13 protein-coding genes are annotated in these 13,024 nt (G+C 37.7%); 7 read left to right on the plus strand and 6 right to left on the minus strand.

Going from position 1 to position 13,024, the window contains the following annotated elements; translation table 11 throughout:
• From dnaA to QCQ61_RS00020, 4 genes are all read left to right on the plus strand, one after another.
• On the plus strand, positions 1-1,428 hold the full coding sequence (gene dnaA, locus QCQ61_RS00005) for a chromosomal replication initiator protein DnaA (RefSeq protein WP_279448651.1): 1,428 nt from the start codon (positions 1-3) through the stop codon (positions 1,426-1,428).
• Positions 1,429-1,556: 128 nt separating this feature from the next.
• Positions 1,557-1,991, plus strand: coding sequence for a low molecular weight protein-tyrosine-phosphatase (locus tag QCQ61_RS00010; RefSeq protein WP_279450278.1), 435 nt, complete (start codon positions 1,557-1,559; stop codon positions 1,989-1,991).
• 53 nt (positions 1,992-2,044) lie between these two features.
• Entirely contained in the window at positions 2,045-3,424 is a 1,380-nt protein-coding gene (locus QCQ61_RS00015; RefSeq protein ID WP_279448653.1) for a PQQ-dependent sugar dehydrogenase, read from the plus strand.
• Complete coding sequence (locus QCQ61_RS00020) at positions 3,424-4,140, plus strand: SAM-dependent methyltransferase (protein WP_279448654.1); 717 nt, start codon at positions 3,424-3,426, stop codon at positions 4,138-4,140. The genes QCQ61_RS00015 and QCQ61_RS00020 overlap by 1 nt, the downstream gene beginning before the upstream one ends.
• Here QCQ61_RS00020 and QCQ61_RS00025 read toward each other — a convergent pair whose 3' ends face one another.
• The 6 genes from QCQ61_RS00025 to QCQ61_RS00050 all read right to left on the minus strand — a co-directional run bounded on the left by QCQ61_RS00025 (position 4,141) and on the right by QCQ61_RS00050 (position 8,428).
• Positions 4,141-4,788: a peptidoglycan-binding protein LysM gene (locus QCQ61_RS00025; RefSeq protein ID WP_279448655.1), complete on the minus strand. Its 648-nt coding sequence runs from the start codon at positions 4,786-4,788 to the stop codon at positions 4,141-4,143. It abuts the gene before it with no gap.
• A 139-nt stretch (positions 4,789-4,927) separates the two neighbouring features.
• Positions 4,928-5,569: a hypothetical protein gene (locus QCQ61_RS00030; protein WP_279448656.1), complete on the minus strand. Its 642-nt coding sequence runs from the start codon at positions 5,567-5,569 to the stop codon at positions 4,928-4,930.
• A gap of 271 nt (positions 5,570-5,840) precedes the next feature.
• Complete coding sequence (gene mltG / locus QCQ61_RS00035; protein WP_279448658.1) at positions 5,841-6,884, minus strand: endolytic transglycosylase MltG; 1,044 nt, start codon at positions 6,882-6,884, stop codon at positions 5,841-5,843.
• Between the two features lie 22 nt (positions 6,885-6,906).
• Positions 6,907-7,437, minus strand: coding sequence for a GNAT family N-acetyltransferase (locus QCQ61_RS00040; protein WP_279448660.1), 531 nt, complete (start codon positions 7,435-7,437; stop codon positions 6,907-6,909).
• Positions 7,425-8,207 carry a diaminopimelate epimerase gene (dapF, locus tag QCQ61_RS00045; RefSeq protein ID WP_279448663.1) on the minus strand — a complete coding sequence of 261 codons (783 nt, stop codon included), beginning with the start codon at positions 8,205-8,207 and terminating at the stop codon, positions 7,425-7,427. Before dapF ends, QCQ61_RS00040 begins: the two co-directional genes overlap by 13 nt.
• Before the next feature lie 83 nt (positions 8,208-8,290).
• The gene (locus tag QCQ61_RS00050) at positions 8,291-8,428 is read right to left on the minus strand and encodes a hypothetical protein (RefSeq protein WP_279448664.1); all 138 of its coding nucleotides are present in this window, start codon (positions 8,426-8,428) and stop codon (positions 8,291-8,293) included.
• Between the two features lie 37 nt (positions 8,429-8,465).
• On the opposite strand from QCQ61_RS00050, the gene QCQ61_RS00055 reads away from it, so the two are divergent.
• From QCQ61_RS00055 to QCQ61_RS00065, 3 genes are all read left to right on the plus strand, one after another.
• Positions 8,466-9,854 carry a trypsin-like peptidase domain-containing protein gene (locus tag QCQ61_RS00055; RefSeq protein WP_279448665.1) on the plus strand — a complete coding sequence of 463 codons (1,389 nt, stop codon included), beginning with the start codon at positions 8,466-8,468 and terminating at the stop codon, positions 9,852-9,854.
• A 180-nt stretch (positions 9,855-10,034) separates the two neighbouring features.
• Positions 10,035-11,483 carry a glyceraldehyde-3-phosphate dehydrogenase gene (locus QCQ61_RS00060; RefSeq protein ID WP_279448667.1) on the plus strand — a complete coding sequence of 483 codons (1,449 nt, stop codon included), beginning with the start codon at positions 10,035-10,037 and terminating at the stop codon, positions 11,481-11,483.
• A 95-nt stretch (positions 11,484-11,578) separates the two neighbouring features.
• The gene (locus QCQ61_RS00065; protein ID WP_279448669.1) at positions 11,579-13,018 is read left to right on the plus strand and encodes a cadherin repeat domain-containing protein; all 1,440 of its coding nucleotides are present in this window, start codon (positions 11,579-11,581) and stop codon (positions 13,016-13,018) included.
• Positions 13,019-13,024: the final 6 nt, after the last annotated feature.

Consider the following 13,024-nt stretch of genomic DNA (forward strand, 5'->3'; position numbering starts at 1 on the left):
ATGAGCAAAACTGCGGAATCGGTTTGGAACAATTGTTTGGCTTTTATCGAAGATAACATCACTTCGCAGGCTTTTAAAACTTGGTTCGAGCCAATTAAAGCGGTTAAGCTAACGGACAATGCCCTGAGCATTCAAGTGCCAAGCAAGTTTTTTTACGAATGGCTTGAAGAACACTATGTTAAAATCTTAAAAGTAGCACTTACTAAAGAATTAGGTTCCACTGCCAAATTGGTGTACATTATTAGAATGGAAAACACCTATGGCAACAAACAACCCTTTACTGAAAAAATACCGAGTGCCAACCGAAGTAACCTACAATCGCAAGAAATAGATGTACCGGTAAAGAACAAAAGCCCAGAGCTTAAAAATCCATTTGTTATTCCCGGTATTCGCAATGTAAAAATCGAATCGCAACTCAATCCAAATTATAATTTTGAAAGTTTTCTGGAAGGCGAATCTAACCGTTTGGCCCGCTCGGCCGGACTGGCTGTTGCCAACAAACCTGGCGGAACTTCATTTAACCCTTTACTTATTTTTGGAGGCGTTGGATTAGGAAAAACCCATTTGGGGCACGCGATTGGAGTAGATATAAAAGATAAATATCCCGAAAAAACCGTACTCTATATTTCTGCTGAAAAGTTTACGCAACAATATATTGAATCGGTTAAAAAGAACAACCGTAACGATTTTATTCACTTCTATCAAATTATAGATGTGTTGATTGTGGACGATATACAATTGCTTTCTGGAAAAGCAGGCACACAGGATGTTTTCTTTCATATTTTCAATCACTTACACCAAAATGGCAAGCAAGTTATATTAACCAGCGACAAAGCTCCCGTTGATATGATTGACATAGAGCAACGTCTGCTCTCGCGTTTTAAATGGGGACTTTCAGCCGAATTAAACCACCCAGATTACGATACCCGGGTTGCCATTATAAAAAACAAACTGTATCGCGACGGGGTAGAAATGCCCGATGATATTATAGAGTTTTTGGCCAATAATATAAAGACCAATATTCGCGAACTGGAAGGCGCCATAATTTCGTTGATTGCCCACTCCTCCTTTAACAAAAAGGAAATTACAATAGAACTCGCCCGAAAAATAGTAGATAACTATGTAAAACACACCAAACGCGAAGTTTCTATAGACTACATTCAAAAAGTAGTGAGTGATTATTTCCAAATGGATGTAGATACACTGCAATCAAAAACACGAAAAAGACACATTGTACAAGCCCGACAATTGGCCATGTTTTTTGCGAAGAAATTTACAAAAGCCTCCCTTGCCTCCATTGGTTCGCAAATTGGGCAACGTGATCACGCTACGGTTCTACACGCTTGTAAAACGGTTGATAACCTCTCAAGTACCGATAAGCAATTTCGAAAATACGTAGAAGATTTAAGTAAAAAATTGACACTTTAATTATAGTTGAATTGCTCCGCTCCTCCGATGAGCGTGCACTCAGGTTTACGATTCAATTTTTTCTATAAATTTTTAAATTATACTAACTTCTAAACTACAATTCAGTTTTGAAAAAACACAAAATCCTTATGGTCTGTCTTGGCAATATTTGCCGATCGCCCTTGGCCGAGGGAATTTTAAAGTCGAAGATAGACACTTCAAAAGTACACGTAGATTCTGCCGGAACAGGACATTGGCACGTGGGCGATACGCCAGATAAAAGAAGTATTGCGGTAGGAAAAAAATACAATATTGATATTACCCAACAACGCGGAAGACAATTTAATGTAAAGGATTTTGATGAATTCGATTTAATTTACGTTATGGACAACAGCAATAAAGATGATGTTTTGGCCCTTGCTAAAACCGACGCGCATCGCCAAAAGGTAAAATTGATTCTCGATGAAATCTTCCCCGACGAAAATGTAGATGTTCCCGACCCATATTTTGGCGGAGATTCCGGATTTGAAAATGTGTATAAAATGCTCGATGAAGCTTGCACGCAAATTGCCCAAAGGTTTTAATACTATTTACGGCTGATTTTCTTATATTTAATACATCACTAAAAAAATTAGCTATGAAAAACACACTACTCTCCCTACTCTTTTTTATAATTTCAGCATCGGTTTTTTCTCAAGATGTAAGCATAGAATTGTTTAAAGACAACTTTAATCAACCTTTGAGCTTACAGCATGCCAACGACGACCGTTTATTTGTTGTTGAAAAAGGTGGGCAGATAAAAGTAATTCAGGGCGATGGCACCATAAATAGCACACCATTTTTAAACATTTCGGCCCAAATATCAACAAATAGCGAGCGTGGCTTGCTTGGCATGGCTTTTCATCCAGAATATGCTAATAACGGTTATTTTTATGTGAATTACACCGATATAAGCGGCAACACACAAATTTCAAGATTTACGGTAGATAGCACAAATCCCGATTTGGCAGATCCAGCTTCAGAATTACCAATTCTTGACTATTCCCAGCCGGCTCCAAACCACAACGGCGGTAATTTGGCTTTCGGACCTGATGGGTATTTGTATATTGCTTCCGGAGATGGCGGCAGTAGTGGCGATCCTGACAACCGAGGACAGAATTTAGGTTCTCTTTTAGGAAAAATCCTGCGCATTGATATTGATAATCCCAGCGGCGGTAACAACTACGGAATTCCAGCGAGCAATCCGTTTGTGGGAAATCCGGATGCGCTTGATGAAATTTGGGCATACGGTTTACGTAATCCGTGGCGATTTTCGTTTGATTTTGTCGCGAATAATCTATGGATTGCAGATGTAGGCCAAACAAGCCGCGAAGAAATAAACAGAGTTAATGTTACCGAAGCAGGCATAAATTACGGATGGAGATGCTATGAAGGCACCCAGCCCTTTAACACACAAAATTGCCCGCCACAGTCTGAATTAACCTTTCCATTAGCAGAATATACCCATAGTAGCGGCAATTGTTCCATTTCGGGAGGATATGTTTACAGAGGCTCCATTTATACAGATATTTCTGGACTTTACTTTTTCGCAGACTTTTGTAGTGGGCTTATTGGAACTGTGGACAATGCCGGAACTTTAGTAGAACACGGCACTTTTACTGGAAGTTGGGTTTCTTTTGGTGAAGATGTTAATAACGAACTTTATATAATAGATCTTGGCGGCTCCATTTATAAAGTTAAAGGAGGCGAAATTGCCAATACTGAAGCCTTTTTAATGGAAAATAGTTTGCATATGCTTCCAAATCCCGCTTCAGAAAATGTTTCTTTTCATTTAAAGGATGGCGTTCTCAAAACTATTTCACTTTTTAATATTGAAGGGCGTTTAGTTCTTTCGGAAGAAAATATTTTAAGTAGTGAAAAAGTAATTTCGATTTCAAATTTAGAGACGGGAATTTATTTTGCCAAAATTATTTCAGCCAAGGAACAAACAACCGTAAAAAAACTAATTATTCAATAATGCATTCAAAAAAAGGAAATTTATACCTTATTCCCTGCCCGATGGGCGATGTTCAGCCCCTGGCAGTACTTCCCATTTCAGTAAAAAAGGCAATCGAAAAAATAGACCATTACATTGTTGAACACGAAAAAAATACCCGGCGCTTTATAAAAACAATTGTACCTGAAAAAAAACAACCCAACCTAAAGTTTCAGGAAATAAATAAATTTACCCAACCTGAGGAAATTCCTGCGATGCTCAATCCGTGTTTAGAGGGTTTTGATGTTGGTGTAATTAGCGATGCCGGCTGTCCGGGAATTGCAGACCCTGGCGCGCGTGCCGTACATTATGCCCACGAACTTGGCATTAAGGTGGTTCCTTTAGTGGGACCATCTTCCATACTTTTGGCAATGATGGCCAGTGGGTTTAACGGTCAGAATTTTGCATTTAACGGATATTTACCCATTGATAAAAGTGAACGTAAAAGGGAATTAAAACGTCTGGAAAAAATTTCAAAAGAGCTTGATCAATCGCAGCTCTTTATTGAAACGCCCTACCGCAATAATCAAATGCTACAAAGCCTCACCGAAAATCTTAATCCGCAGACACAAATTTGTGTTGCTTGCGATATTACTCTTGCTTCAGAATATATAAAAACCGCAACTGTGAATTCATGGAAAAAAATAAAGGTGGACCTTCATAAAAGACCCACCTTATTTATAATTCAAGGATATTAACTATATAATTCTCGGCTTTTTATTCGCCACAATATGCGAAGTATCGTAGCCGGAAAACTTGCGCAAATAATAACGAATTGAAGTACCGTTAGCATCTTCAAAACGATTTGTTCCTGCGCTTCTAAGGAATTTTTTTACATTGCCTGCTCCCGCTAAATGGGCAGCAGCTAAAATTCCCGATTCGGTAATTTTTACCCCGGCCATGGTTTTGCCAACTGAGCGCTTAATATCTTTGCGCAAAATCCACTTGTTTAATGAAGTATAGGCCATAAAGGCGGCTTCCTGTTGGCGCGTATCGTAAAGAAAATTATCGGCATTTTTAAGCCCCATCATTCTAAGGGTGGCTTTTGAAAACTGATATTTTCCCATATAACCATAATCGTTAACGATCTGGTAATCTCCTCTTGATTCTTTAAAACCAAGAGCTTCTTTAAACCCTAAATAGGATTTACCCAAAAATAAATTATATTGTGGGATCACAGGTGCTAATAATGGAGTGAGTTCAGCTTCTGTGGGAACGTGATAGTATAACTCTAATCCTTCCGTGCTAAATGCAGAAAAATCGTGGCTATCTTTTGAAATGAAACCTGTCCCTACTAGTACAGTAACGACAAGTAATACTGCAATTAGATATATTCTTTTTTTCATTAAGTTTAAAATTCGGATGTAAAATTACATCGTCGTTTCAGCCGGCAAAGATAATACTTTTTTTTAATAATCTGATTTGTAGGCTGTTAAAATAATATTAAATAAAAAACCAGGCTTGTCAACCTGGTTTCTTCAATAATTATAATGTCGCTCTAGCGTTGTTGTCAGGGAGTATATGGGAGATATCGTAATCTACAAAGCGTTTCATATATTTTGTAATGGGTACATGATTCGCATCTCTAAAAACGTATTCTCCTTGGCTATCCAGAAATTTTTTTACATTTCCGGCTCCTCCCAAATGTGCCGCAGCCAAAAGGCCCGATTCGGATATTTTAACACCATTAATAATTTTGCCGTTATATTCATCAATATAATCCCTAAGCACCCATTTGTTTTTAGAAATTAACGCTTTAAACGCTTTTTCCTGTAACAAAGGGCTGTTTAAAAATAGGGACGTATTGGTAATTCCTACCCAGTGAAGGGTAGAACGGCCAAACTGGTATTTGCCCAAATAACCCAATCTGTTCACGGCTCTGTAATTTCCACTGCTTTCGCTAAAGCCGAGGTCATGACAGAAACCCTGGAACGACTTCCCAAGAAAAGGAACACTATCTTGAGAATTCAAATTCACTTCGTATTCGTAAGGAACATGGGCTACGTTCCCTACAATATCTGTAGCGAATATAGAACTGCTGTAATCTACTCTTTTTGAAGAGAATGCCATTGCAACAAATGCTGCAACAGCCAGCAGCGCAGACAATTTCATAAAACGTTTTGTCATGTTTTACTTAGTTTTAAATTATAATTATCGCGTCATCGCTTTGTGCGAGACGAAATAAAATCTTTAAAAAAACAAACACACATTTTTGGCAAACGTATATTCGCCGCGCTATATGAAAAAACTATGCCAAAGAACGATTGACTATCGCATTTACACTTGACGGTCAATATCTTATAAATTAAAAGATAAGAAAAATGATAAAAACATTAGCAGGATTAACAAAATTTAACCTGCCTAGTAATTGGTTTTAACAAGATTTAAAAACCATTTATTACCTCATTAATCCCTGATTATTTACCCAACGCACATATTCTGCCTTGTTAACATTGTGCTGTGCTAAGCTTTTGGCAAACTTGTGATAACCAAAGTTGGTTACATCGGCAACAAAATAGTAATAGTCGTGCTTTTCGGGGTTTAATACGGCGTCTATTGAAGAAATATCGGGCATTGTAATGGGTCCTGGTGGTATGCCTGCATATTTGTACGTGTTATAAGGCGAATCTAATTCCAAATCTTTATAAAGTACTCGTTTTATAATTTGGTTATAATCACCACTTTCGCGTTTAATCGCATAGATAACCGTGGGGTCTGCCTGAAGCAACATACCCACTCGCAGCCTGTTAAGGTAAACCCCTGCCACCCTTGGCCGTTCATCTACCTTTGCTGTTTCTTTTTGTACAATAGATGCTAACGCCATAACTTGTTCTTTCGTAAGATTTAAGTTTTTAGCCTTTTTAATTCTAGCTTCGTTCCAAAATCTTTCGTATTCGGTTTTCATTCTATCGCGAAAAGTTTTCGCAGAGCTATTCCAATAAAATTCGTAGGTATTTGGGATATACATAGATAGGCCCGTTTCTTTAGTCATTCCCACTTCTTTTAAAAACTCGGGATCGGTCATTGCCTGCAAGAGCGATAGGCTATCGGCTTCAATTTGGTTTGCAATATGGCCGGCCAAATCTTCCAACCGTTCCTGATTGTTGAATTTTACATTGATAGGAATATTTCTACTTCGGAGCGTGTTTACTATATCATTATTGGTCATTCCCTTCCTAATTATAAAATGACCCGGTTTAATATTTGAAGTATATTGCTTTTGGTCTGCAATAGTTCTAAACGATTCGGCATCCTTTAAGAGCGGTTCAATTTCTTCAACCACATCAATTATTGTAGCATTGGTAGGAATATAAACATGCGCTTCCTTGTTGTTAAAAGCGGTATTTCCAGTAAATGCTGTGTCGTAAATATACCACGCAAAGAAGCCCATTACAACGGCTCCGAGGAAAAAGATGGCTATTAATATTTTTTTTATATACATTTTTTAAAGTGTGATCGCAGTACTACGAATTGTTGATTAATTGATAAAAATATTCACTTTTATATCTTCCGTTTGCAAATACCCAGTCCCTTTTTAGACCGGCTTTTATAAAACCTGCCTTTTCAAATAGATTTATACTGCCTTCATTTTCTTCCGTAATTCCCGCAAAAATCTGATGCACCTTTAAATGTTCAAAAACGTAATTGCAGGTAAGCTGCAATGCTTCTGCCGCAAAGCCCTTTCGTTTATGGGCTTCAGAAAATATTACAATACCTACCCCTACTCTGCTGTGTTTTGGATCAAAGTCAAACAAATCTATAAAACCTACTTGAGCAGAATCATTATTTTTACAAATTACGAGTCGCAATTGCTGCACATCGTAAATAGAGCGATGGCTATTTTCTAAATATTGTTGCAAAATATACTTAGAGTAGGGCGTTGTGGTATTGCTAACTTCCCAAAGCGATTCGTCGTTTTCTAGAGTATAAAGAAAATCCAGATCTGAAAGTTCCAAAGCGCGTAAAAAAATATTTTCTCCTCTTAACGTTTCCATTGCCAAATTCCTTTAAAAACCATGGTTGCAGGTCCTTCTAAATATATATCTGTATAATGCGAATCTATTTTATTAAAGCGCACTTGCAGTTGCCCGCCGGGGGTATTTAGCGTTAATTTATTTTCTGAAGTATTCTCCGTTTCAAACATTGCCAGTGCCACAGCAGTTACACCTGTTCCGCACGAAAGAGTTTCATTTTCCACTCCCCGCTCGTAGGTACGGACTGAAAAAGTGGAAGCGTTTTGCTTTTCAACAAAGTTTACATTTGCACCATCTGTTCCGTAAATTTTATTTCGAATATTTCTACCTTCCCCAAAAACATCAAAGTTTTGCAAATCTGAAACCATTTCAACGTGATGCGGTGAGCCCGTATTCAAAAAAGTATAAGCGTCTGTAACTTCAAAAGTTTCTACATCATTCATTTTTAATGAAACCCCTTCATTATTAATGGTAGCCTCGTGCATCCCGTCAACGGCTTCAAAAGTGGTGCGTCCGGAAATAATTTCCAGATAATTGGCAAAGTGAACAATACACCTTCCACCGTTACCGCACATTGTACTTAGGTTTCCGTCACTATTGTAATAAACCATTTTAAAATCTGCAGTAGGATGGTTTTCCAACAGAAGCAAGCCATCTGCACCTACGCCAAAACGGCGGTCGCAAATTTTGGCCACAAGCTGCGAATCTTTCTTCGGGAAAAATTCTTCGCGATTATCGAGAATCACAAAATCGTTGCCTGTGCCCTGATATTTGTAGAAAGTAAATTCCATAGTGCGCAAAGATATAAAAAGCCATGAGGTGTATCGTTGATATTTAGACGTTAAATGCAAGTTAAAACCAAAAACTTGGCATACTATTTTCGGACTATCTTGGTTAAATTTGTAGAGGTATTCGTAAATATTTCTTCAGAAAACAGATTTTCAGATCCATCTTCCGCGATTGAAAATGCTGAAACATTAAAAAATGAAAAACTTGAAAACAAAGTTTTCATATAAAATAAAGTTAGTATTAATTAAAAATTTTATACAATGAAGCAAACAATCCGTTTATTTCTTGTTGCGCTATTTGCTGGCGCCATTACGCTTGGAGGCTATAAATACTTTGAAGAAAAGGAGCTTATTGCCATTGAAACACCTTCACAAACTAAATTTATTCCTACCAATTATGCTGGTTCGGCGGCAGAAATGACAACCGATTTTACCGAAGCTGCAGAAAAAACAGTACACGCTGTGGTTCACGTAAAAAACACTACTGTTAGCAGACAACCCACCAATATATTCGAGTATTTGCAAGGCGGTGGCCAACCACGCGCTATGGTTGGCAGTGGTAGCGGAGTAATTATTTCGCCGGATGGTTATATAGTAACCAACAATCACGTTATTGCCAATGCTACAAATCTTGAAGTTACCTTAAACAACAACAAAACATTTAAGGCCGAATTGATTGGAACGGACCCAAATACAGACATAGCGCTGATAAAGATTGAAGACGAAAACGACTTTCCCTACATACCCTTTGGCGACTCGAACAATGTAAAAATTGGCGAATGGGTACTCGCGGTGGGAAATCCGTTTAACTTAACCTCAACGGTTACCGCCGGAATTATTAGTGCCAAGGCACGCGATTTAAATCAGTTTGACGGTAATACGCAATCCTTCATCCAAACTGATGCCGCTGTAAACCGTGGAAACAGCGGTGGTGCACTGGTAAATACGCGAGGCGAATTAATTGGCATAAACACAGCTATTACCTCAGAAACTGGAAGTTATGTGGGGTATTCGTTTGCGGTTCCATCAAATAATGCCCGAAAAGTAATTGAAGACATCTTAGAATACGGCGATGTACAGCGTGGAATATTAGGAATACAAGTTGGCAATATTAGTCCGCAAATAATTGAAAAATTTGGACTTAACGAAACCCAAGGGGTATTTGTAGGCGGCATTGAAAAAGGAAGCGGTGCCGATAAAGCTGGTATAAAAAAAGGCGATATTATAAAGCAATTGGACGGTTACAAGGTTAGAAAATTTGCCGACCTTTCGGGCTATTTAGGATCTAAACGCCCCAAGGATATTGTAGAAGTAACCGTAATGCGCGACGGAGAAATTAAGAAATTTCCTGTAAAACTTATTAAACTGGAAACTTTTTCGATTGATGATTTGGGGGTAGAAGTAAAAAATATTTCAACCGAAGAATTAAAAGCGCGCGGTCTTAAAAATGGCGTGGAGGTAACGCGAGCCTTATCACCAGAAATTGCGCGCTATAAATTGGAAGGGATTATTATTACAGCTATAAATGATGAACCCATTCACAATATTGAAGATGCAAAACGAATTATGAGTCAGCGCGATTATCGTACCCCGATAAAGATGACTTTTATGGATAATGCCGGAAACATCAATTCGTTTATTTTTAGATAGAACTATTTTTTAAAAAATTTATCACCGCTGAAATTCCAAAATTTCAGCGGTGTTTTTATTATGACTTTTTATTTCCTCAAGCCGATGAAAATAAGTAGTTTTGCACAAAATTTTAACACGCTCCACGTACTTCAAACTACACAACCAAACTGAAGACGCGGACTTAAAAAATGTATCCTTATGAGTTTTGATGACGTTTATGAAAAAGAACTGTCTTTTCAAACTGACCGCCGAAAAGCTTCAGTAGAATTTATTAAAATCATTAGCGACCTTTGGTACGATAAGTCCATTGAACTGGTACTTTTCCGCAACCAACTTATAGACCGCAATGTGAGTGAAATTTTAAACCTGCACGAATATGCAGGTGAATTTGTAAAAAAGCCAATTTCAATTTTTGATTCTGTTGAAATTGCGCAGGCGATTAAAACATTAGATCTCCCTCCAGCAAAGTTAGACATTGGGAAACTTACTTACGAGTTTCATCTAGAAGACGATAAATATTCGAATGCGTTGGCTTTTGTTTCAGATAAATTGAAAAATGCCAAAGAAGCCAAAACAGTGGTGCCAAAAGACGTAGTACTTTACGGTTTTGGACGTATTGGCCGTTTGCTCGCTCGCGAGCTTATGACACGAACAGGGCAAGGCAACCAACTTCGACTTCGCGCTATTGTAGTTCGCGGCAAGATGGACCAAACGGTTTTAGACAAGCGTGCTTCATTATTGCAATTTGATTCGGTTCATGGCGATTTCCCCGGAACTGTGCGCACAGATCTTGAAAACAACGCCTTAATAATTAATGGCACCACCGTTCATATTATTAACGCCAATAATCCAGAGGATATTGACTACACACAATACGGTATTGAAGATGCTTTAATTATTGACAATACGGGTGCATTCCGCGACGATAAAGAATTAGGCCGCCATTTAAAAGCGAAAGGCGCTGCAAAGGTATTGCTCACTGCCCCGGGAAAAGGCGTGCCAAATATTGTTCACGGTGTAAACCAGAATGAATACGACCCAAATACGGTTGATATATTTTCGGCAGCTTCTTGTACAACTAATGCCATCACTCCTATTTTAAAGGCAATTGAAGATTCTTTCGGCGTAGTTCGTGGGCATTTGGAAACCATTCACGCCTATACAAACGACCAAAATTTGGTTGATAATATGCACAGCAAATACCGTCGCGGTCGTGCTGCAGCATTAAATATGGTAATAACAGAAACTGGTGCTGGAAGTGCGGTTGCAAAGGCGTTACCTGAATTAGCCGGCAAACTTACCTCCAACGCTATTCGTGTTCCTGTTCCAAACGGGTCATTGGTTGTTTTAAATCTAGAGGTTGGAAAATCAACTTCAAAAGATGATCTTAACGCAACGATGAAACAATATGCATTGGAAGGTGATTTAGTTGAGCAAATTCAATATTCAATAAACAACGAATTGGTTTCTAGCGATATCGTTGGTTCTTGCTCTCCCGCAATTTTTGATAGCAATGCCACCATTGTTACGGAAGACGGTAACAACGTAGTGCTTTACGTTTGGTACGACAATGAATATGGCTACAGCCACCAAGTAATTCGCTTGGCGAAATATATTGCGCAGGTTAGAAGATTTACTTACTACTAGAAAATTCATTTTATTGATTAATAGGAAAAATCCCGTCGTTTGCACACGGGATTTTTTTTATATTTGAAATCTCACTTTTTAACATAATTTTAATAATGATATACTTTTTCAGAAATTATTTCTACATTCTTTTTATTCTTTCAACTTTCACCTTCATTTCCTGCTCAAAAGACAGCGATGACCCAGTGCCCCAAGAAACTGAAATAACCGTTACCACTAGTGATTTTTCCATAACAATAGATGAAAACCCAACAAATGGGCAAGTTATTGGAAGCGTTCAAGGAAGCACGAATGACGGCTCGGTTACATTTTCAATTACAGAACAAACACCTTCGGGCGCCTTTTCTATTGATGCAAGTTCTGGCGAACTAAAAGTTGCTGATGAATCTCTTTTTGATTTTGAAACAAATCCCACCATTACGGGAATTGTAAAAGTAACGAGTGAACCTGTTTCTGAGATTGCGTTGGCAACAATTTTCTTAACCGATTTGACTGAAAACCCTGTTTATGAAGGAGATATCCAATTAAAAACACAACAGGAAGTAATAGCTTTTGGAGCTCATAGAACCAAGCATATTACTGGAACGCTTACTATTGGAGAGACTCAATCTAATTATAGTAACATTACAGATTTAACACCTTTATCGGGACTTGAAAACATAGATGGCAACTTATATATTGTTTTTAATGGAGAATTGGTTTCTACAGCCGGACTTGAAAATATATCTAGTATTGGTGGTGATATTGCCTTTGTAGAAAACCTTTCTTTAGAACGGATTGAAGGCCTACAAAATATTACTGAAATTTTTGGCGGACTATCACTTCAAACAAATTTGAAATTAAAAACATTTAATGGATTCAATCAAATTAGAACCGTTGCTGACAAGATTATATTGAATGATAACCCAGAAATTTTAAACCTAGACTGGCTAAGTAATTTGGAGTCAATTGGGCAACCAATTAGTATGAGCTATAATACCAAAATCACTAATATTGATGGGCTTTCAAATTTGACGAATATGGGTATTGGTTTTTTGTCAATTCAAGAAAACCCTTCCCTTGAAGATTTGGATGGGTTAGAAAATGTGACTGCTACGGTTACACATCTTCTTATTAATAATAACGATTCATTACTCAATATTAATGGAGTGCGAAATATCACTCCCACAGAACATGTTTCCATTCAAGACAACGAGCTAATAACAAACCTAAGCAGCCTTTCAAATGTTGTGAGTTTAAATTACCTTACAATTGAAGGCAACGATTCTCTATTAAATTTAGAAGGGCTTAATAATCTGCAAAATATAAACAACGATTTATCTATTGGGGGCAATTTGAACCTAAAAACACTAACGGGTCTAAGTGGACTAACCAATGTTACTAATGAAATGAAAATTCTTGGCAACTACCGTCTTGAAGATTTATGTGAATTAAGAAATTTTCTAACCAATGGTAATCTAGGGTCATATAATGTCTATGGTAATTTTTTCAACCCCACTAAACAAGATATTATAGATGGAAACTGCAGTTTATAATTTAAA

It is taken from the genome of Aequorivita marisscotiae (assembly GCF_029814825.1).
In the GTDB taxonomy this organism is placed as follows: domain Bacteria; phylum Bacteroidota; class Bacteroidia; order Flavobacteriales; family Flavobacteriaceae; genus Aequorivita; species Aequorivita marisscotiae.